The following is a 20,501-nucleotide window of genomic DNA, read 5'->3' as shown; positions in this document are numbered from 1 at the left end:
ACTCGTTATCGTCCCTAGATCTCGTTCATGGCAGTGAACAGCGCTTCGGACTGCACACGAATGGACTGGTTAATGGATTCTCCTACCGTGTTCATCCGCTCCTGAATCTCCTGGATAGACACAATGTTCTCAGCAAACTCGACGCGCAGGATCATGGTGAAGTACCCAGACATGAGAGTCTGCGAGACGTCAATGATGTTGACGTTGAGTTCAGCAAGAGCAGTGGTCACGGAGGCGATGATGCCGGTGCTGTCGGCACCGGTGACAGTCATGATGGCGATCATGACTCGATTGTATCCTGTGGGCTTTTCGCGCTGCCCAGGGGTCATGCAGAATCGAGTGCAGGGGCGTACGGTGGCGCTCATGACTGATACGACAACTACTGCACGCAAGAAGGTTCTCTACATTGGCGGCCACGGCAAGGTGGGATTGCTGGCGGCGCCGAAGCTTGTCGACGCCAACGTGGACGTCCACTCCCTTATCCGTAATCCCAACCAGGTTCCTGATATTGAGGCGAGTGGAGCCACACCGGTTCTGCGCGATCTCACTGAGATTTCTGAGGAACAGTGGGCTGAACTCCTAGGCGAGTATGACGTCGTTGTATGGGGCGCTGGCAACGGTGGCCGCGCAGGCGCTGACGTCACCTGGGCAGTGGACCGCGATGCTGCGCTCGCATCGATTGCGGGTCTGGAGAAGCTTGCTGCCGCCGGCAAGAACACTCCTGCCTACATCATGATTTCCTACATGGGGGCTACGACGAATACCACCGATCCTGCTGACGAAAAGTGGTATGCCTACGTGGAGTCCAAGAAGGCAGTGGACAATAAGCTAAATTCCACTAACCTGAACTACCTCATCCTTGGCCCAGCTGCTCTCACTGAGGAGCCAGCGCAGGGCATTACCGTCCTCACAGAGGATTCGCAGCGCACTGCTGATATGAAGACATCGCGCGATTTGGTAGCCGACGTTGTCACCGAAGTGGCCACCCGCGAGACACTGCCGTCCTCTCCGCTGGAGTTCATCGACGGCGACGGGAGCGTTAAGGATATTTAGCGCACCCAATTCTTCGCTGCGAAGGAGAGAACTGCTTCTACCTGCTGCTTAGTGAGCCCGAGCCCAAACTGGGGCTCCGGGTTAGGAAGGTCCACACGGTAGCCAACGACATCCCAGCCATTATTGTGAGTGAAGTCGACGGTGGCCGTCTGTGGGCTGTCGGCCATAGCGAATTTTTTCGCCTTCAGCCACGCTGGGTCCCTATTAGTGAACTGGCTTGAAGGAACCCTGTTCATGCTCCCGTCTGGGTGCAACATCAGAAGCGGTGCGGTGTAGTAGTACGTCACTGTGTCGCCGTCGTCCTTCTGCCGCACCAAGGCTAGCTCGCCGATGAGCACTGGCCGGTATTCAATCCATCCGTTCTTCCATGTGTTATCCATGCCTTTCACCGTGCGGTTCAACGATTTCTTTCCGCGGACAGAAGCAACGACAAGGAATACTGTAAGTGCGACAAAAATGAGAAGGCTGATGAGAATGACGGGTCCTGCTGCCTTCGTCTCCGAGTACACCGCAAAGGCGGCCGCAGCTATCGCGAGACCTATGATAAAGACGGTAGTGACGAGTATTCCGGTGATGAGTCCAGTGGAATTCTTTTCCAGGAGGGCGCGTCCCGGGCTGGGGCCGGCGCCATCGATGATTTCGCGGATACCACTGCGATCTATATGTGGATTTGGCTGAGATACATCGGCTGTAGATTGTTGAGCTGCAAGAGTTCTCGGCACATGCGGCGAAAGCTTCAACTTGGTGCGCGGCAGAGTGATGGGGGATTGTGTCATAGTTCGCACACTAACTGAGAAGCCAACACCTTTAGTGCTGACTGGGGAGCTTCGCCGTGGAGAAATGGTCCTCATGACGAAGCACGCAGTGAAGCAGTGATCCCAGCCCGCACTTGACCTTCCGTGAGCCTGTGCAAGAAGCCGGCTTCACTAAGCGGCTTGGTGGCTATGTGACCTGCTAGGTACCAACCGTTCACTCGCTCAAACTGTGCGTCTTCTTCATCGTCGACCACCGCGATGCCCATGCGAGCACATTCCTCAGGAGTACGGTTGTCAAGAAAGGCTTCAGTAGTGATGTCGAAGCTCGAACCATCCCTGGAAAACAGTCTCGCTTTGGCCCGGTAGCAATACTCCGTCGGATCATATTCATGTTCGACGGTGCCAGTGTTCCAGATTTCACCTACAAGCGCTGGGTAATACTCGATCCATCCGTTCTGTGCGGCGAGTTGAACGCGCTGCGCACCCCAAGTGTTGCGTCGGATTGATTTCCCAAGGTCGTGTACTCCCACAATGAACGCTGCGGACAAGAGCAGTTTGATGGCCCAGGAAATCGCCGGGTGGATGATGACTTCATCGTCCATGACTAGGGCAGTGGCGGAAGCTGCGAGGATTAGCACAAGGATGGCACGCCCCACCAATGATTTCTTATTGAGCGCTGATTTTCCGGGGAAAGGGCCGGCGGCGTAGACAGCTCGTGCGACATCGGGCGTTGCGGGTGCCGGGTTAGGAGAGGACACGGACCGCCTGGTCTTCGGGATAATTCGGTCAGAATAGAAATGACTCTGAAATTCGAAAGGTGCGAGTGAATTCTGGAACATCCGACCTACTTCACCCATGAATTTTCGGCGAAGGTCAAGACAGCCTCCATTTGCTCTTTGCTGAGCCCGTGTTGAAGCGCGGGAGTGGGGTTGGGATCGTCAGCACGGTAGGCAACGACATGCCAACCGTTGCTATGGTTGAAGTCCACCGTGGCAACCAGCGGGCCATCCGCCACGGTGAAACCGCGCATCTTTAGCCAATTGGGATTGGCGCTGACAAATTCGGCGCACCATGCTTTCGGCATTGAGCCATCTGGTTGAAGAATTAGTAGTGGAGCTTTGTAGTAATGATCTGTTGAGTCGTCATTCCTCCTGCGCCGATGCAACACCAATTCCCCGATGAGTGCCGGCCGGTATTCGATCCATCCGTTTTTCCAGGCAATGGACATGCGCTTGGAACTACGTTTCTCACTTCGTACAACGAGAATGGCAAGACCGACAAACAAGACTGCGAGCGCCCCGCAAACTAGGAATCCATGCACTATACCGGAGCTATCTCCCTCGTCGCTTCCAGCAGAAATGAAGATTACAAACCCGAATATAAGTGCGAGGAAAGCCGCGGTTACGCCGAAGAAACCAAGGAATAATCCTGCGAGCACATCGCTTGCCTTTGCGCGGCCCGGTGGCAAGCCAGTGGAGTCAATGGCCTCTCTGATACCGCTGCGGTCGATTTCCCGATTTGGCTGGGAATCATGCGTTTGAGATTCCTCTGGTGCAAGGTAAGCTCGCGCCTTATCTGAGATCTTGAGCTTTGTGCGCGGCAGTCGGATAGGAGAATGAGTCATACCTCACAGACTAGCGGTAGTAAAACCCTGTGGGCTATGTACAACAGGCCCCTGGGGGAGCAGTACCCGTAAATCGTGTGTGGGTGGACCTCCATGCCTGACAGCGTCATGAGGACACAGTGCCCATAACGAGGAAACAGTGTGCAACTACTGCGTGCGCGTTCCGCGGATTGTCTGCTCAACCAACAAAAGAACCTGCTCCAAGTTCGACGTGTCACCCAGTGCGAGGCGGTTAATGAATCCATCCATAAAGGTCTCCAGATAGGTCACCAAGGTGTCGATGGAGACATCGTCGCGTAGCCGGCCCTTCTCAGCATTGGATTCCAAGCGGGCGCGCACGGCTTTGCCAAGGACTTCCTGTTCCTCGCGCCAGCGAGTGGCAAAGGAAGGATCGGTGCGCAGCATTGAGGCCACTTCTAGGCGGGTGGCGAGCCATTCGTGGCGCTCAGGGTGGCGGAGCATTTCGCTCATCACCTCGACCAAACCGTTGTTTGCCACGACCTCCGCCTCCCGGGCGGCATCCTCCCGAGCCAGCGCGAGGAAGAGCGATTCCTTATCACCGAAGTGGTGGAAGATGGCGCCTCGCGACTTTCCGGTGGCCTCTTCCAATCGGCGGACTGTGGCGCCTTCATAGCCATGCTCTGCGAAGCATTTTCTCGCCCCGACGAGGATGTCGTTACGGCGGCGGTTGAGCTCAGAATCGCTCATAATCGGCATGGCTGGACAAACTCCTTGGAAGGAAGCGCGGCACGAATCTGCCGCAACGATAGCGGGTAAGGGAGGGGAACCGAGTAGGGAACTACATGCCAACGACTCGGTAAATGGAAAGCCTTGTGGATAAAGAAAGGCCAGCCAGCACTCATCTCGTTGCTAGCCGGCCTTCCGCTGAGCTATGCAGAGCCCACCTGGTGGGCTCTCAAAGCGGCTTGAGCCTTCTTAGGCCTTGACCATCTGGCGCAGCACGAACTGCAGGATGCCGCCGTGGCGGTAGTAGTCGGCCTCACCAGGCGTGTCGATGCGAACCTTGGCATCGAACTCGACGGTCTCGCCGGATTCCTTGGTGGCGGTGACGTGTACCGACTTCGGAATGCCGCCTTCGTTGAGGGCTGCGATGCCATCGATGTCGAAGGTCTCGGTGCCGTCGAGGCCGAGGGACTCGTGGGACTCGCCCTCCGGGAACTGCAGCGGGATAACGCCCATACCGATGAGGTTGGAGCGGTGGATACGCTCAAAGGACTCGGTAATGACGGCCTTGACACCCAGCAGGTTGGTGCCCTTGGCAGCCCAGTCACGGGAGGAACCGGTGCCGTACTCCTTGCCGGCCAGAACGACCAGCGGGATGTCAGCAGCCTTGTAGTTCTCGCAAGCATCGAAGATGAAGGCCTGCGGTGCGCCGTCCTGGGTGAAGTCGCGGGTGTAGCCGCCAGCAACGTCGACCAGCTGGTTCTGGAGGCGGATGTTGGCGAAGGTACCGCGCATCATGACCTCGTGGTTACCACGACGGGAACCCAGGGAGTTGTAGTCCTGGCGCTCCACACCGTTCTCATCCAGGTACTGAGCGGCCGGGGTGCCCGGCTTAATGGAGGAGGCGGGGGAGATGTGGTCGGTCGTGACGGAGTCACCGAGCTTTGCCAGAACGCGTGCGCCCTTGATGTCCTCGACCGGCTCCGGCTCAGTCGGCATACCGTCGAAGTACGGAGCCTTGCGGATGTAGGTGGAGTCCTCGTTCCACTCGAAGGTCTCACCCTCCGGAACGTCCAGGCTGCGCCATGCGTCATCGCCCTTGAAGACGTCAGCGTAGTCAGCCTCGTAGAGCTCGCGGGAGATAGCCTGCTGGATGGTGTCCTCGATCTCCTGCGGGGAAGGCCAGATGTCCTTAAGGAAGACATCGTTGCCGTCCTGGTCCTGGCCCAGCGCCTGGGTCTCGAAGTCGAAGTCCATGGTGCCGGCAATAGCGTAAGCGATAACCATGATGGGGGAAGCCAAGTAGTTCATCTTGACGTCTGGGGAGATACGACCCTCGAAGTTACGGTTACCGGACAGGACTGCGGTAGCAGCCAGGTCATGCTCGTTGATGGCGTTGGAGATCTCTTCCGGCAGCGGGCCGGAGTTACCGATACAGGTGGTGCAGCCAAAGCCGGAGAGGTAGAAGCCCAGGGCTTCCAGGTCCTTCCACAGGTCTGCACGCTGGAAGTAGCCGTCCACAACCTGGGAACCCGGAGCGCAAATGGTCTTGACCCACGGCTTGGACTTGAGGCCCTTCTCAGCTGCCTTGCGGGCAATGAGGCCGGCGCCGACCATGACGGACGGGTTAGAGGTGTTGGTGCAGGAGGTGATGGATGCGATAGCAACCATGCCGTGGTCCAGGGTGTACTCGCCGCCGTTCGGGGAGGTGACGGTCACCGGGTTGGACTGACGGCCGGAACCGCCCTTGGCAGCGGACTCACCTTCACCAGCGCGGGACTTGTTCAGACCGCCAGTGACGTCAACGAGAGAGTTCTCGTCGCCACCCTCGGAGGTCATGCGCTTTGCGGCGAGAGTGGTCTCGTCAGCGACGACGTCACCGGAAGCGTAGGTCGGCAGATCCTTACGGAACTGCTCCTTAGCCTCGGAAAGGAGGATGCGGTCCTGCGGGCGCTTCGGACCAGCGATGGACGGAACAACAGTGGACAGGTCCAGCTCGAGGTACTCGGAGTACTTAGCCTCCGGAGCGTCTTGCTCGAGCCACATGCCCTGAGCCTTGGCGTAGGCCTCTACGCGGTCGATCTGCTCCTGCGGGCGGCCGGTGAGCTCGAGGTACTTGATGGTCTCCTCGTCGATCGGGAAGATCGCAGCGGTGGAGCCGAACTCTGGGGACATGTTGCCGATGGTGGCACGGTTAGCCAGCGGAACAGACTTCACACCGTTGCCGTAGAACTCGACGAACTTCTGGACCACGCCGTGCTCGCGGAGCATCTCGGTGATGGTCAGAACAACATCGGTAGCCGTCACACCGGTCGGAATCTCGCCGGTGAGCTTGAAACCGACGACGCGCGGGATAAGCATGGAGACCGGCTGGCCCAGCATGGCAGCCTCGGCCTCGATGCCGCCGACACCCCAGCCCAAGATGCCCAGGCCGTTCTCCATGGTGGTGTGGGAGTCAGTACCAATACAGGTATCCGGGTAAGCAACGCCTTCGTTGTCGAAGACGACGCGGGAGAGGTACTCAATGTTGACCTGGTGGACAATACCGGTTCCCGGAGGCACAACGCGGAAGTTGGAGAAGTTCTCAGCACCCCAGCGCAGGAACTGGTAGCGCTCCTGGTTGCGCTCGTACTCGATCTCAACGTTCTTCTCCAGAGCGTCGGAGGAGCCGAAGGCCTCAACAATAACGGAGTGGTCAATAACCATCTCTGCCGGGTTAAGCGGGTTCACCTGGTCCGGCTTACCACCAAGGGTGGCAATGGCCTCACGCATGGTGGCAAGGTCAACGACACAGGGGACGCCGGTGAAGTCCTGCATGAGGACGCGGGCCGGGGTGAACTGGATCTCGGTGTCCGGCTCAGCGGACGGATCCCAGTTCGCCAAAGCGTTAATGTGGTCCTTGGTTACGTTCTTGCCATCCTCGTAGCGCAGCTGGTTTTCAGCCAGCACCTTGAGGGAGTACGGCAGCTTCTCCAGGCCCTCGACCGCGTTGATATCGAAGTAGTCGTAGGACTTACCGTTGACATCAAGAGTCTTCTTGGCACCGAAGGAGTTCAGGCTTTCAGTCACAGGGAGCTCCATTCCTTGGTTTTCGCTTGTGGGTTGTCGAACACCTTTAACATGTTCATCGAGCTCATCGAGGTGATGCCGGCATCCGGAGGAGTTCGGCGCATCGACGTTCTCAGAACGCGAAGGTTCCTAAACCATTGTAGAGGTTGGAACCCACGGTTGGTGCCACTATAACAGTACGGGCGTTCTGTTTCATCCATTTCGGGGGTACCGGCGCGTCACAAGCTTCACCCAGAGCCTTTCGGTTTAGGCTCAGGCGGGCAGAGATGAAGGAGAGACTCATGATCCCGGCTGGCGTAGACGTCGATAACATCGCCGAGCAGCTCTCGGAAGATGGCGTAGCCTTCTCTAATCCGGAACTGGCGCTTGACGACGCCCTCCAGGAACCCATCGCCGAGTCCCTCCGTCCCAATCACGGGGTAGCGGTCGTTGATGTCTTTCCTGAAAAGATTCCCGATCTACGAGATCTAGCGACCGCCCTACAAAAGGAGACTGGTCTCGACACCGTCATCCTTCAAGCCCCCATGAAGGTGTCGGCGGTAAGTAACTCCTATGACCGGGCAGCGCTCGAAGCCGCTGAGGATTCGCTGCCCCCAGGCCTCGATCAGGTCACACTCCTCAATGACTTCTACACAGCGGCCGATGGGTTCTCGGCGCCATGGCTTGCCATCCTGGGAACAATTTTCTGCCTAGCGGTGTTGGCGGGCGCTATGGCTTTCCGAAGCGCCGCCCACGATCACCGGTTCATCTCACACTAATCCGTGGCCGAGATCTGTGCTCAAACTGTCCTACAGTCGGACAGACAGTTTGAAGTTCAAAAGTAACGTTTCGAGGGGATTTCATCGGGGACAGCGGGGTGGCCATGCGCCTTGCGCGAGTGATTCGGCCACCCTGGGAGAGTGGGGAAGAGGCGAACGAGTCAACCACTAAGGCTTTACTTTGAGGGTGGGGGAGTGGTTTTGGCGCTGTGCCGCGTTCGGGGACTGCCCGCCCGACGAGTGGCCGGGATGCCGGATTCAATCGACACCCGACGTCGTTCAGCTGAAAGGCGGGCAAGGCTCAAGACTTGTCGAACAGGCTTGAGGGAAGAGTCAAATAGATCCCGCGTCGGCAGCCCAAATTAAGCATGAACTGCGACTAACTGCCGCTTCGCCCTGGATGAAAATTGAGCTGGTACGGGCCGTGTTACAGCTATGTGAGGAACGTCACAATCACACCTTGGTAACAAAATCATTGCAGGTTAGGTACTTCTGTAAGGGCCTGTGGCTGGACTTAACTCATGTGAAAAATGAGGAAAGTGTGCGGAATGGCGTGTCGGTGACGTATGGTTCACGTATCGACTCACGGGTTGACTCTTGCTTCATGTGTTCATGGGCCAAGCCTTGACTCTCAACTGAGACGACGCACGGGTATGTGGGGAAGCACGCCACGAGCGAATACGGCAGTTGAGGTTCACCGTCTGGCAAATGAGCGCCGTGCTTTCACAAGCACGCAGCGTTACGGGTTCCTCGCCGCAGTCGGTACCAGTGTTCGACTTTTTCAAAACAAGACACCTACCTTCCGAATGGGAGAGGCTCCTTTTCGCTTCCTGTGCGCTCCGTGCAGAGAAGTGCCGCGGCTTCTCGCCCTGTCGGTTCCCGGTCGGGTGCCAGCCATAGGGGCATTCTCCGCGCGCAGCGGAGGAGGATGCTTTATGCGCGGGGCGCTCGGCGAGGAGGAACCTCCCAGCGCGATGGCCTTCGAGTGACGTGTGCCCCTTTCGCTATCGGGACCATGGGTGAGGCTCCTATTGCTGCCTCGCGAATATGGTCCGGGTCTTAGCGTTGGTGTACACCCCGATTGGCTGTAGCTTAACCACGCTTTTGACAGGGTCTCAGATGAGTGCGTCCGCACCGGACGACCTCCATTCCCTCCTTTGGCATGCCCTTCTTTCCCTAAAGAATTGCTCAAGAAGCGCATGTAGTACGGAAGTGCCCCCGTATCCGTTGTCCTTGACTCTCCCGTGTCGCAGTAACCGGCGCTCGGGTCGAGCGTGCGCTATTGTTGTCGCGCCTAGGGCAGGTAGGAAACTGGGTAGGTGTCGAGGAGATATTTCTCGTGGCCACCACTTCATCCTTTGGCTTTCGTCGCTTTAAGGCAGCGTTTACTGCCATCGCGACCACAGCCGTATTGTCTACAGTCTCATCAGTCACGCCAGCCATAGCGGCGGAACCAGAGCAACTCAACATCAAGCAGCTGTTGTCGTCTGACAACCCATCCATCGCAGACCTTGCAGGGGCCATCGTTCAGGTAGAGGAACGCATTGCTGAGGCCGAGGCCGCGATTGGCTCACACCGTGAGGCAGTCAACCGAGCGCTCGTTGATCTCAATGATGCTCGCACGAAGGCCGAACAGGCGCGTCGCGGCACGACGACGGCCCGCGAGCAACTGGGCCTGGCAGAGGACGAGGTAGCTCAGGCTCAAGCAAAGCTTAACGATATTTCACGCTCTGCCTACCGCCGAGCAAACACCTCTGACTCGGTCTCTCGTGCAGCCGGCAAAGACGCTCGCTCCGACATGCTTGAGCGCCAGGCTCTTCTCCGTTCGCAATCCGACAAGCAGCAGGGCGTACTAGCCCAGCTCGAGCAGGAACGAACCAAGAAGGCAAACAAGGAGTCTCAGCTTCGGAAGACTCAACAACTTGCTGAACGGCGTGAGGAGCAGGCCACTGAGGCGGAAGCTTCAGCGCGCCAGACGCTTACAGACTCTGAAGCGTCAATCGAAGAATCGGCAGCCGAGCGTGTCGAGTTGCTCTCTCAGCTTACATCGCTCCATGAGGCTTTAAATCAAGCTAAGGGCGTTGACGAAGAAGAAAAGTCAACCGTCCCGACTGGACCTAACGTCCAGGGCGAGAGCTTGACCGAAGCGGATCAGGGTGCCCATGGAACCACGGCACCGGTCACAGAAGACCCGGCCGCGGAAGACCAGCCGACTGAGGAGGCAAAGAAGTCTGAGGAGCCTTCGGCGTCCTCCAGCGCTCCAGCTTCCGTCGCAACTGAAGAATCTACTGTCGCCGAGGGGCCGACCGCAGTTGAGGCCCGCAACCGTACGCTCCAAGCGCAGCAAACCAGCCCTTCGGTATCACCAGAGCAGATGAAGGAGCTCTCTAGCGCAGCGGATACCTTGTCGTCCGATCCGAATGTGAAGGAATTGTCCTCGAAGTCTGCAGACCGTAAGGAGCATGCGGGAGGAAGTTCCTTTGATCCGACATCACTTGACCCCGAAACCGTCGCTTTGGGCATCGGCGTCGTGGGTAGCGTTGCCTCCATTGTGGCAGCGTCCCAACCCAGCCACAGCAACAGTCTCACTCCCGATGAAATCGATGCACTAGCCCAGGGGTCATCGAAGCTCTTTGCCCTTCAATCGGAGCAGTCAGCGACGGGGACGACGCAGTCGGTATCGAACCAAGAGGCGTCGGCAAGCACTGCAGACACAACGACATCCGAGGAAACCTCCACGGAATCTACGTCGAACTCGTGGGGCACACGTGGTGAAGGAGACTTCGAAGATGAGGACTCTCTTGCCTCTGACGTGTCGGACGTTCTCGAGGAACTCGAAACAACCGATAGCATCACGGACAAGGCCACTTCCAAGCTTGGTGATGCTTCCCGTGAGGCGAAGATAGAAACCGTCATCCAGCGCGCTACTTCTCAGGTTGGCGTTCCTTATGCATGGGGTGGCGGCGACGCAAACGGACCGACCCAGGGTATTCGCGATGGCGGCGTCGCTGACTCTCACGGCGACTACAACAAGATTGGCTTCGATTGTTCCGGTCTCGTGCTCTATGCTTTCGCCGGCGTGGGCATCTCTCTACCGCACTACACCGGCTATCAGTACCAGAAGGGTGAGAAGATTCCGACCAGCGAGATGGAACGCGGTGACCTTATCTTCTATGGCCCCAGTGGCAACCAGCACGTAGCGATCTACCTTGGTGATGGCACCATGGTTGAGGCTCCACAGTCCGGTCAAAATGTCAGCATCACCCCAGTACGGCAAGGCGGAATGTCCCCGTATGCCGTGCGCCTACTTTAGACTAGCGCGTTGCTAAACTGGGCGGCATGACTGAAACACAGCGTACGGCCCCCGGTGCTGGCTTCGGCACTGGCCAAGCACCCTCCACTTTTGACGCCCTCCTCGTTCTTTCTTTCGGTGGCCCGGAAGGAAACGAGGAGGTCGTCCCGTTTTTGGAGAATGTGACCCGCGGGCGAGGCATCCCGCGCGAGCGCTTGGAAGAAGTGGGCGAGCACTATTTCCACTTTGACGGCGTTAGCCCTCTTAACGCCCTCAATCGCGATATCATTGCCAACCTCGAGTCTGAGCTGAAAGATCGCGGACATAATCTACCCGTGTATTTTGGCAACCGTAACTGGCACCCCTTCGGCACAGAAGCCGTCGACCAGATGGCGGAAGACGGGGTTCGCAACGTCGCAGTGTTCGCTACGTCGGCCTGGGGAGGATACAGTGCCTGCCGCCAGTATGATGAGGACATCACCAAACTGCGTGACTACGTCGCGGACAAGGGATACCCTGAGATCACGTTTACTAAACTGCGCCAATTCTTCGATCATCCGAAGTTCGTGGGCGAGATGGCGGACGCGGTCCGTGAGGCTTACGCGGAAGTAGCGGAGGAAAAGCTACCGAAGACGCGCATGCTTTTTACTGCGCACTCGGTGCCCACGGCTCATGACTCCGTAGGAGGCGCTGAAGGCGATAAACACATCTATTCTCGTCAGGTTGCAGAAGCCTCTCGACTTGTCGCCGAAGCCGCCGGCGTCAAGGAGTACGACCTCGTGTGGCAGTCCCGCTCCGGGAACCCGTCCACTCCATGGCTTGAGCCCGATATTGTCGATCACACTACCGAGATTCATAAGAACGATGGCATTGAAGCTGTAGTGGTCTGCCCGATCGGTTTCATTTCCGATCATATGGAGGTCATCTGGGATCTCGATTCAGAGTTGCAGGATGCCGCCGATGAGATGGGTGTCAGTGTGCACCGCACCCGGACCGCAGGTCCTTCCCAACGGTTCGCATCACTGATCATCGACCTTGTGGATGAGCTAGAACAGGGCTCACAGCCTGAGTCATTAGGCAACGTCACCGTGCAGGGCTGCACCGTTAACGGTGCTCCGTGCGCTGAAGGCTGCTGCGATATTTGGTCGCTGAAAAAGGCAGACTAGGCATCCAGGAAACCTACCTGCGTACCCAGCTCACCGGGCAAAATCGCTGAGTGCGTAGGCCACCCCGGCCATTCGCGCTTGACGAATGTGACGCCAGAGCCTGAGAAGCTGAGGATCGAGGCTGTGATCGTTGATACGGTCCGTCACGGTTTCGATGATGGCGGCTACGCGATCCGCACGCGCAAACAGTTTGGCCGCGCGCTCAGGCACTGCCGAGGGCAACCCCGGGGTGTCATAGAAATCACTCAGGGTTCCCACTGTTAGTCGAGGATTCGGGAGAACGTCGCTGCGGTAGCCAGTAGCCTCAATGAGCGCGGCCGACTCGTTAGTTGCGCGGCTCAGAAGGGCATCGGCATCGCCCGGGCTTAACCATGACGGTGCGGGCAGTGGAGAGTCTTCGTCGATGGCAGTCCAGATAGTTGCTCCGTCTGCATAGGCTGGAACGAGAACCACGTGGTGATCCCGATCGTTGGTGCGCACCACAATGGCCCCGGCTGGGTTATGTGCTACCGCGACAGCGGATTCAGATCCGGCGGGCAGAGCTGGCGCCTCACCGGGGCCGGAAAGAACAAGGCGCAGCAGGGGCTCGCGTTCACGGCGATCAATGATCTCAGTAGTTTCGCGGCGAAGGCGAGCGAGAAGGTCAACGAAGACTGCACCGTATGGACCGGTTTGTTGACCGCCGAGCTCCACGATGGCGTCGAGGAAATCATCCGTCGATTCTTTGCCCCAGAGCCATGCTCCGAGCCATACGGCGATATTTTGAACAGGGGACCAGACCTCGGCGCGCATATCCATGGCTGGCCAGTGTAGACGATAGGGTAGACCGCTATGAGCATGAATCCCCGAGACCCGTATGGCGGAGATATTTTCTCCGGTCACGCACGCACGAAGAAGCCGGACTACCCAGAGGTTTCTGCAGAGCCAGGCATGGTCGTCGAGGTACGGGGAGATGACTTCGTAGGAGCGGTCCTGGGTGTTGACAAGACGGCCTGGGGCCCAGTGGTACGACTGGAGGACCGCTACGGTGTCGAGCGAGTGTTCAACCTTGTCAAGGGTGGGTTTCTGGTAGAAGGCCAGCCGGTGACTCTGACTCGCTACGTAGAGAAGCAGGCACCCCGCAAATCCAATTCAGGCTCGCGTCGCGTGGAAAATCTTGAGGCCAAGGTAGCTGCTCCCTCTCGCATCTGGGTAGAGGGAATCCACGATGCCGCGATCGTGGAAAAGGTCTGGGGCCATGACCTCCGGGTGGAAGGTGTTGTCGTTGAATACCTTGAAGGGCTCGACAACGTAGAGGAGCGCCTCGCAGAGTTTCAGCCGGGCCCCGGCCGCCGCGTTGGTGTACTGGCAGACCACCTAGTTGAGGGCTCTAAAGAAACGCGTATGACCCAGACTGTCGGCGAGCACGTGCTCGTGACGGGACATCCCTTCATCGATATTTGGGCAGCAGTTAAGCCGGAGCGTCTTGGGCTGCGGGTCTGGCCAGAGGTTCCCTATGGCGAGGACTGGAAAACGGGGATCTGCCAGCGAGTGGGCTGGTCCGATCCGAAGGAAGGCTGGAGCCGCGTCTACAACGCGGTGAATTCCTTCCGAGATCTCGATTCCACGCTGATTGGCGCGGTTGAACGGCTTGTGGACTTTGTAACCACTCCGGAGCTCTCGAAAGCTGACTTGCTATAAAGAAAGCGTCTAGTGCGTCGTGTTGGCACGCTCGATGAGGTTAACCGCGAGCTGCCAACCGGCGGTCTCAGCAGCCCAGCCGGCCGCTTGCAGGCGCTGGGACATGGCTTGCTTGGAGATTCCAAGCTCCTCAGCCGCCTCATTCTGGTTGAGGCCCCCGCGCACTAGCGAGGTAGCTTCCCGGCCTTCCATGGTGCGTTTGTTGAGGACGAAACCAAGGAGTGCAAAAGTGGCCGCGATATCATTGGCCTCAGCTGCACGACCACGGCGGTCAACCTTGGCGTAAACGTGGCCGGCGCGTGCAGAGCCTTTTAATGCAGCCGTAGCTACTGCGCGAGTTTCCTTGTCGCTGGCGTCTTCCCCGGGGATAACGCCTATTCCGATGGCCCAATCGCCATCTGCAAGGAGGGCCATGACAACATCGCAGATCGAGGACGCCGAGTAGGCCACAGCGCAGATATCCTCCACACCTAGGACCTCGAATTCACCGATGCCATCCAAGGTGGATAGGGCAGCGGCTGAACGTTGGACCAATTCGGCGCGGCGCACCGAACGGCCGCGGTAGCGCGCGTGGACTGCTAGCACTGTGGGGAACTCCCTTCGACGTGAAACAAGCCCAAGTCTACTCCTCGCGCTTGACCGAACCTTGCACGCCTGGGGTGGCGGGCAAGCGCGTGTCGAGAACAAGACCTGCCACACCTAGCGCGGCAGCTACGATGAGCGCTATCACGGTCAGGGGATCGGTTTGACCTGTAAGGGCATCACCAAAGAAGACACCGATGGCAGTTGTGGGGATGGATCCGATGAGCGTGGCGAGAACAAACTGGGTTATGGGAATGGGCGTCAACGCCGCAACATAGTTTAATAAGGAAAATGGAACTCCTGCGACCAGGCGCAGTGAGGCTATGGCTAGCCATCCGCGGCGTTCGAGACGGACGTTGATTTTATTTACTGCTGGGTGGCTCAAGTGCGGGCGAATCCACTCGCCAAGAAGACTACGGACAATGATGAGTGACAACGTCGCAGAGATGGTCAAAGCCACCAGAGATATGCCGAGTCCCAGCCAAGGCCCAAAGAGGAGTCCTGCGGCCAGTGTCCACACGGTTCGTGGAATAGGAAATTGCGTGAAGAAAACATAGGCGGCGATGAACGCTGCGATAAACCAACTGCCGAGGTTCTCCGACCAAGAGCGAAGAGCGCCGATGGATGGGACGTCGACAAGCGTTGCGAGCGCTATTGACACTGCTACAGCAACTGTGACTATGGCCCAACGATGCCACGTCCACCCGCGAACGTCGTGCCACGCGGAATGCATCAACGACCGACAGTAATCGCCGAAACTGTTTACCCATCCTGAATTCATAAGGTATTTAGCCTAACCTGCCGTCAACCATGCGCGTCACTGCGCCATCTATCGGCATAGAGGAATGCTCCTACCATCTGTGTCTTGTCTGAAGGATTGGCACTAAGTATCTGTCAATGCCGATTCTGATCGCTATAAGTGGAGGTCGCTGGAGCGATACTTAACTGATTAAAGCTCCGTGCATGCGACTACGCACTACTTTTCGTCGTCCGCGCACGTCATCCTTCGTCGATTATCTCGACGAGCATCTCACAAGGAGTTCCCCGTGAACACGATCCATCACCTTGCGTCATACATGGACGCGGCGACCCTCCTGCAAGCCTTTGGTCCGTGGGTTATCGCCGGCATCGCACTAGTAGTTTTCGAGGAGTCCGGTGTGCTTTTTCCCTTCCTTCCGGGAGATTCCTTGCTGGTGACCGCAGCAATCCTCCGGGAAGACCTGCATGTGTCAATCTGGCTGCTTGTACTTGTCGGCATTGCTGCGGCTGTTGCGGGAGACCAAGTGGGGTATTGGATTGGCCACCGCTGGGGCCGCGGACTATTTAAAGATGATGCGAAACTTCTCAAGCTGGAGTACCTGAAATCAGCCGAAGATTTCTTCCGCAAGCACGGACCTCTCGCATTGATTCTCGGCCGCTTCGTCCCGATTGTTCGCACCTTCGTTCCCGTCGCTGCCGGCGCAGCAGGGATGCAGTATAAGAACTTTGTGGGGTGGAACGTCAGTGGTGCCGTCGCATGGGTAGCGTCCATGAATATGGTCGGTGTCTTTCTTGGCACCATCCCCGGCATCGCAGATTCGATTGAGAAGATCATGCTTCTCATCGTTGCTCTCTCTGTGACGCCGATCGTTATTAAGAGCCTTTACAGCTACATTGAGGGAAAGAAAAAGGCCACGGCTGTGGAAACATCCTAAGCGTTCCACAAACGTGGCCTATGTGGCTCAAGCTACGGAGCGTGGTGAGAACTTATTCCCGCGCCTAGCGGGTGGCATAGCGAGCAAACTCACCACGGAGGCGCGCATGGGTGACATAGATGGGCTCATTATCCACCGCAGTCTTGAACTCTTCTGTTAGTCCTGCCATGACAGCATCACGGGCTTCTGCGTGCGTGGCATGAAAGCTCATGACTTCACCGTCAACGACAGCCTCGCCGCGGCGCTTGACAACTACATACTCCGAGCCCTCTGGGGCTTCAATAACTTTGCGCTGTGCTGTAAAAGGGTCGAGGTAAGTAAAGGTTACCGTCATCCGGTGCTCCTTGGGTACGAACGGATAGGTAGGGGGGACACGAGCTTCGTGGCCCATGTAACGCAATCTACTGTACCGTCCCAACAATCCCCAGTGGCGCCCTTTAATCGGAGAGCTTTCTCCCGACGCTTCACACCGCACTCAGTGTGTCTAGAAAAGGGGGTTGAGGGTCCCTTCAAAAGGACCCGGTTTCACTGCGTGATGAGCGTGAAACGAAAAGTCTCGAGCCATCGTATTCACGATGTCTCGAGACTTCACAGTGTGCCCGAGGGGGGACTTGAACCCCCACGTCCGTTAATAGGACACTAGCACCTCAAGCTAGCGCGTCTGCCATTCCGCCACCCGGGCTAGGGTGTTTGTTCAGCCTCTCGGCTGGGCACTCGCATACTGTATCCCGATTCGTGTGCACTACACAAATCGCCACGTTATTACGTGTTTTAAGCCCTCATTGAAGGGCTTAAAACACACCGATGGAAGTAGCGTGTGTGTCAGCAGAAGTCGGTGCCGCGACCAGTAGGGCGAGAAGCGAGGATCAACAGTCGTGTTGAGGACGTCAGTCAAATCTTCCGCGCTCAAAAGTGAAGTCCGGTACAAAGGAAATATGACTAGCAACACATCCAACAACAGTGCTTCCACTCCGAACTATGCTGCGGACGCTCGCTTTCCGGGCCCCGACCCCTACGCGCCGTTGGGAGACGTGCCCGCGTTCACCGTGACCTCTTCCGATATCGAGGAAGGCGCGGAAATTGCAGAGCGTTTCCGTGCACCGGAGAATGTGTCCCCGCAGCTGTCGTGGAGTGATGTACCTGAAGGCACTAAATCTTTCGCCGTCACGTGCTTCGATCCAGATGCACCAACCGGTTCCGGATTCTGGCACTGGGCAGCCTTCAACATCCCGGCGGATGTTCGTGAACTCCCGACAGGGGCTGGCGCTGTCGAAGATTTGGGTCACGAGGGCGTTATCAGCTTGCGCGGTGATTCTGGCCAGCGTGCCTACTACGGGCCACAGCCGCCGGCTGGTCATGCCCCGCACCGCTACCTCTTTGCGGTTCACGCGGTGGACGTGGAGAAGTTGGATATCGACCCTGATTCGACGCCCACTGTGTTGGGCTTCAACCTCTTCTTCCATACACTGGGCCGTGCAGTTACGTGGGGTTGGTACGAGGCTCATTAAGGATCCCCGTTAAACTCATCGCAATGAGTACTAAACCCGACTCCGAAGGAGTATCGATCCCGGCCGGCCTGCGTGTGGGCGGCGCGTTCGCCCTACTGGCCGCTGTGCTAGCGCTCTTCGGGCTTATTTCCATCTTCACGGACGGGTGGGGAGCCACCTTCGAATGGACGTGGCGACGCCTTGCCATCGTGGGCGCGGCGCTTTTGGTCGGGGCCTTTAGCAGCCAGCGGCACGATCAACGTGGCAGTCGCGAACAAATCATTGCGCTGATTCTTGCCCTTGTCCTCATTGTCGCGAGCCGTGCGCTGCCGACTACGGTTCTGACAACGATGGGGCAGTACGTCGTGTTCCTCTACGCCGTAGGCGCGGCGTTGTGTGCAGCGGTTATCCGCCGCACTGTGCGTTAGTCAATCCAGCCCAAGCCAGATCCCACGGCCTCAGAGATGTTGCTCAGGCCGTGGTTTCGGATCTGCAGGGCAATGCCGCGATGAATATCGCGAATCCAGTCAGGTCCGCCGTAAATCATGCCGGTGTAGCCCTGCAGGAGTGACGCGCCAGAAGTGATACGCTCCCATGCTTCTTCCGGAGTGGAGATACCACCCACGGAGATGAGCACGAGCTTGTCACCGACGTGAGCGTTGAGCCGCTTGAGCACCTCGAGCGAACGAACCGCTACTGGAGGGCCGGAAACTCCGCCTGCACCCATGGCCGCTACCTCATCCGCCGGGGTAGCGAGGCCCTCGCGGGAGATGGTGGTGTTGGTGGCGACGATTCCGGCGAGCCCGACCTCGACGGCCATATCCGCCACCGCATCGATATCTTCATCAGAGAGATCTGGTGCGATTTTTACGAGGACTGGGCGCGACGTGGATTCCACGACTGCCTCCATGATGGGGCGCAGAGACTCCACCGCTTGAAGATCACGCAACCCCGGGGTATTGGGAGAGGAGACGTTGACCACAACGAAGTCCGACAGGTCACCGAGAACCGAGGCGCACTGGCGGTAGTCGTCCACAGCGCGCTCTGGGTCGGTCACCTTGTTCTTACCAATGTTGATTCCAACGACATCGTTATAACGGCGCTTACGAAGGTTACGTGCCGCATGAAGTGCACCTTCGTTGTTGAAGCCCATGCGGTTGAGGATGCCCTTGTCCGGCTTGAGTCGGAACAAGCGGGGTGCAGGGTTTCCCGGCTGTGCTTTCGGAGTTATGGTGCCCAGCTCGGCATAACCGAAGCCCAACGGCGCCCACGCGTCCGGAGAGGCTGCGTTCTTATCAAAGCCAGCTGCAAGACCCAGCGGGCGCGGGAAGCGCACGCCGAACACTTCCTGCTCGAGGACCGGGTCATTCACTGGAAGAACCTTAGCCAGCAGGCGGTTGGCTGGGCCCGCTGCCTGAAGTCCGGCAAGGCCACTGATGATGATGCCGTGGATGCGCTCCGGACTCAGCCGGAACATCCCCTTGAGTGCTACCTGGTAGGCGGCGTGGCGGGCGCGGTCGAGCGCAGAATACTGCATGAAGAATCCTTCTGGTCCGTAGTTGCTGGTGGAAGTCTAAAAAGAGTGAAGCCGAGTGAGAAGCTCACAGCTAGGATGAGCTGAGCTTGGCATCGGTGATGAACTGGAGGCCGTCACCAGTGGCGGAGGCGGCGACCAGTGTGCCGTCACCAAGCACTGCGATATTCTGCGCACCCGCAACCGTCGCTACGCTCCCAACCAACTCCGGCACGCCGGTAGAAACTGAGTAGGCGTGGAGAAGGTTGTTGTCAGTCGTGGTGACCCACGCCAAGGTGCGCTCGTTATCCCAGGCGACCGCCCACGGTGTGCCCTCGGTGTTACCAAATTGGTGCAGACGGATGACGTCGCTCGCTGTGTAGATAGCGACGCGCTTGCCCACAGTATCGGAAGCTACGACTACCGCACCGTCACCACCGGCGATCTGACCCACACCTTGACCAACGCGAAGGCGGCCACCGGCGCGATCTTTTTCCCAATCAAGCGACTGAATCGTAGAGTCTTGACGCAAGACGCGCACGATTCCGTCCGCCCCGTCGGGATTGGGTACGGAAATAAGCTGATCAGACCCGCCCTCCACAGAAATTTCGGTGGTGCGCTCGCCCTCCTTATAGACACCGATGGAAGCAGAATCCGCCGAGCCGACGAAGATTTCTCCGGTCGAGGCCTCAGCGGCCACCGTCACTGGGGTCTCCTCTTCCACCGCGAGTTCCTGTGGGGAATCCGGCTTCTGTGGATCAAACAGCAGGACTTTATCGCCGCAGGCCAAGACAAAGTGTTGAGGCGAAGCGGTGAGGTCCCCACAGTGTTCAGAAACGTCAATGCTCGGTGCCTTCGACGACTCGAATTCCTCTTGGGTTCCTATGCTGAGAGTGTTCTTCGTCCGTACAGCGAGTACATCGTCCAGCGCAGCGGTGTCTGACACTGCAGCGAAGTCGACAACTTTACCCACCGGTTCCTGTGCCGCGGGGGAGTCGGCGGGCTCTGCTTGGCCATAGACGGCTGAGTTGGGATCTCCACCAACTCCCACCGTGGGATCGCACGCTGCAAGGGCAGACACGCTGGTGAGAAGGGCACAAGAAAGCAGAACTCGACTCATTTTCACGATTCCTCATCCTAGCAG

The 20,501-nt window shown here is 58.0% G+C and carries 20 protein-coding genes and 1 tRNA gene; 8 read left to right on the top strand and 13 right to left on the bottom strand.

Annotated features, from left to right (window positions below):
- Nucleotides 1-14: 14 nt before the first annotated feature.
- The gene (locus HMPREF3149_RS02925) at nucleotides 15-284 is read right to left on the bottom strand and encodes an ACT domain-containing protein (RefSeq protein WP_042530788.1); all 270 of its coding nucleotides are present in this window, start codon (nucleotides 282-284) and stop codon (nucleotides 15-17) included.
- A 79-nt stretch (nucleotides 285-363) separates the two neighbouring features.
- On the opposite strand from HMPREF3149_RS02925, the gene HMPREF3149_RS02920 reads away from it, so the two are divergent.
- Complete coding sequence (locus HMPREF3149_RS02920) at nucleotides 364-1,053, top strand: NAD(P)H-binding protein (RefSeq protein WP_070536473.1); 690 nt, start codon at nucleotides 364-366, stop codon at nucleotides 1,051-1,053.
- Here the strand turns inward: HMPREF3149_RS02920 and HMPREF3149_RS02915 are convergent.
- From HMPREF3149_RS02915 to can, 5 genes are all read right to left on the bottom strand, one after another.
- Nucleotides 1,050-1,829 (bottom strand): hypothetical protein, encoded by a 780-nt coding sequence (locus HMPREF3149_RS02915; protein ID WP_070536471.1) that lies wholly within the window; start codon nucleotides 1,827-1,829, stop codon nucleotides 1,050-1,052. The two genes, HMPREF3149_RS02920 and HMPREF3149_RS02915, sit on opposite strands and share 4 nt — an antisense overlap.
- Nucleotides 1,830-1,900: 71 nt before the next feature.
- Nucleotides 1,901-2,566, bottom strand: a complete 666-nt coding sequence (locus tag HMPREF3149_RS02910) for a hypothetical protein (RefSeq protein WP_141741437.1) — start codon at nucleotides 2,564-2,566, stop codon at nucleotides 1,901-1,903.
- 86 nt (nucleotides 2,567-2,652) lie between these two features.
- The gene (locus HMPREF3149_RS02905; protein WP_070536469.1) at nucleotides 2,653-3,432 is read right to left on the bottom strand and encodes a hypothetical protein; all 780 of its coding nucleotides are present in this window, start codon (nucleotides 3,430-3,432) and stop codon (nucleotides 2,653-2,655) included.
- Nucleotides 3,433-3,579: 147 nt separating this feature from the next.
- Nucleotides 3,580-4,149 carry a TetR/AcrR family transcriptional regulator gene (locus tag HMPREF3149_RS02900; RefSeq protein ID WP_070536467.1) on the bottom strand — a complete coding sequence of 190 codons (570 nt, stop codon included), beginning with the start codon at nucleotides 4,147-4,149 and terminating at the stop codon, nucleotides 3,580-3,582.
- Nucleotides 4,150-4,368: 219 nt separating this feature from the next.
- On the bottom strand, nucleotides 4,369-7,185 hold the full coding sequence (gene can / locus HMPREF3149_RS02895) for an aconitate hydratase (RefSeq protein ID WP_210385396.1): 2,817 nt from the start codon (nucleotides 7,183-7,185) through the stop codon (nucleotides 4,369-4,371).
- Nucleotides 7,186-7,451: 266 nt separating this feature from the next.
- On the opposite strand from can, the gene HMPREF3149_RS02890 reads away from it, so the two are divergent.
- From HMPREF3149_RS02890 to HMPREF3149_RS02880, 3 genes are all read left to right on the top strand, one after another.
- The gene (locus HMPREF3149_RS02890) at nucleotides 7,452-7,943 is read left to right on the top strand and encodes an Rv1476 family membrane protein (protein WP_246819928.1); all 492 of its coding nucleotides are present in this window, start codon (nucleotides 7,452-7,454) and stop codon (nucleotides 7,941-7,943) included.
- A 1,339-nt stretch (nucleotides 7,944-9,282) separates the two neighbouring features.
- The gene (locus tag HMPREF3149_RS13840) at nucleotides 9,283-11,256 is read left to right on the top strand and encodes a DIP1281 family NlpC/P60 protein (RefSeq protein ID WP_070536463.1); all 1,974 of its coding nucleotides are present in this window, start codon (nucleotides 9,283-9,285) and stop codon (nucleotides 11,254-11,256) included.
- 26 nt (nucleotides 11,257-11,282) lie between these two features.
- Nucleotides 11,283-12,401 (top strand): ferrochelatase, encoded by a 1,119-nt coding sequence (locus tag HMPREF3149_RS02880; protein WP_070536461.1) that lies wholly within the window; start codon nucleotides 11,283-11,285, stop codon nucleotides 12,399-12,401.
- 30 nt (nucleotides 12,402-12,431) lie between these two features.
- Here HMPREF3149_RS02880 and HMPREF3149_RS02875 read toward each other — a convergent pair whose 3' ends face one another.
- Nucleotides 12,432-13,199, bottom strand: coding sequence for a hypothetical protein (locus HMPREF3149_RS02875; RefSeq protein ID WP_070536459.1), 768 nt, complete (start codon nucleotides 13,197-13,199; stop codon nucleotides 12,432-12,434).
- A 39-nt stretch (nucleotides 13,200-13,238) separates the two neighbouring features.
- Here HMPREF3149_RS02875 and HMPREF3149_RS02870 point away from each other — a divergent pair, with 39 nt between their 5' ends.
- A complete protein-coding gene (locus HMPREF3149_RS02870) occupies nucleotides 13,239-14,081 on the top strand; it encodes a DUF3097 domain-containing protein (protein ID WP_141741445.1) in 843 nt (280 codons plus the stop codon).
- Between the two features lie 9 nt (nucleotides 14,082-14,090).
- On the opposite strand, the gene HMPREF3149_RS02865 is transcribed toward HMPREF3149_RS02870, so the two are convergent.
- A complete protein-coding gene (locus tag HMPREF3149_RS02865; RefSeq protein ID WP_042530811.1) occupies nucleotides 14,091-14,666 on the bottom strand; it encodes a MarR family transcriptional regulator in 576 nt (191 codons plus the stop codon).
- A gap of 37 nt (nucleotides 14,667-14,703) precedes the next feature.
- Complete coding sequence (locus HMPREF3149_RS02860; protein ID WP_042530814.1) at nucleotides 14,704-15,444, bottom strand: TVP38/TMEM64 family protein; 741 nt, start codon at nucleotides 15,442-15,444, stop codon at nucleotides 14,704-14,706.
- Nucleotides 15,445-15,739: 295 nt separating this feature from the next.
- Here HMPREF3149_RS02860 and HMPREF3149_RS02855 point away from each other — a divergent pair, with 295 nt between their 5' ends.
- Nucleotides 15,740-16,357, top strand: a complete 618-nt coding sequence (locus HMPREF3149_RS02855; protein WP_070536708.1) for a DedA family protein — start codon at nucleotides 15,740-15,742, stop codon at nucleotides 16,355-16,357.
- 64 nt (nucleotides 16,358-16,421) lie between these two features.
- Here HMPREF3149_RS02855 and HMPREF3149_RS02850 read toward each other — a convergent pair whose 3' ends face one another.
- Complete coding sequence (locus tag HMPREF3149_RS02850) at nucleotides 16,422-16,691, bottom strand: hypothetical protein (protein WP_042530816.1); 270 nt, start codon at nucleotides 16,689-16,691, stop codon at nucleotides 16,422-16,424.
- Between the two features lie 262 nt (nucleotides 16,692-16,953).
- Nucleotides 16,954-17,039, bottom strand: a tRNA-Leu gene (locus HMPREF3149_RS02845).
- A gap of 253 nt (nucleotides 17,040-17,292) precedes the next feature.
- Between HMPREF3149_RS02845 and HMPREF3149_RS02840 the strand changes: the two genes are divergently transcribed.
- Nucleotides 17,293-17,865, top strand: coding sequence for a YbhB/YbcL family Raf kinase inhibitor-like protein (locus HMPREF3149_RS02840; RefSeq protein WP_070536455.1), 573 nt, complete (start codon nucleotides 17,293-17,295; stop codon nucleotides 17,863-17,865).
- Nucleotides 17,866-17,888: 23 nt separating this feature from the next.
- The gene (locus HMPREF3149_RS02835; RefSeq protein WP_070536453.1) at nucleotides 17,889-18,272 is read left to right on the top strand and encodes a hypothetical protein; all 384 of its coding nucleotides are present in this window, start codon (nucleotides 17,889-17,891) and stop codon (nucleotides 18,270-18,272) included.
- Here the strand turns inward: HMPREF3149_RS02835 and HMPREF3149_RS02830 are convergent.
- Nucleotides 18,269-19,381: a quinone-dependent dihydroorotate dehydrogenase gene (locus HMPREF3149_RS02830; RefSeq protein ID WP_070536452.1), complete on the bottom strand. Its 1,113-nt coding sequence runs from the start codon at nucleotides 19,379-19,381 to the stop codon at nucleotides 18,269-18,271. The genes HMPREF3149_RS02835 and HMPREF3149_RS02830 overlap by 4 nt on opposite strands.
- Nucleotides 19,382-19,451: 70 nt before the next feature.
- Nucleotides 19,452-20,438, bottom strand: coding sequence for an NHL repeat-containing protein (locus HMPREF3149_RS02825; protein ID WP_246819926.1), 987 nt, complete (start codon nucleotides 20,436-20,438; stop codon nucleotides 19,452-19,454).
- Nucleotides 20,439-20,501 lie beyond the last annotated feature (63 nt).

It is taken from the genome of Corynebacterium sp. HMSC05E07, from assembly GCF_001807225.1.
GTDB lineage: Bacteria > Actinomycetota > Actinomycetes > Mycobacteriales > Mycobacteriaceae > Corynebacterium > Corynebacterium singulare.
This window is presented reverse-complemented; position numbering and strand designations above follow the sequence as displayed.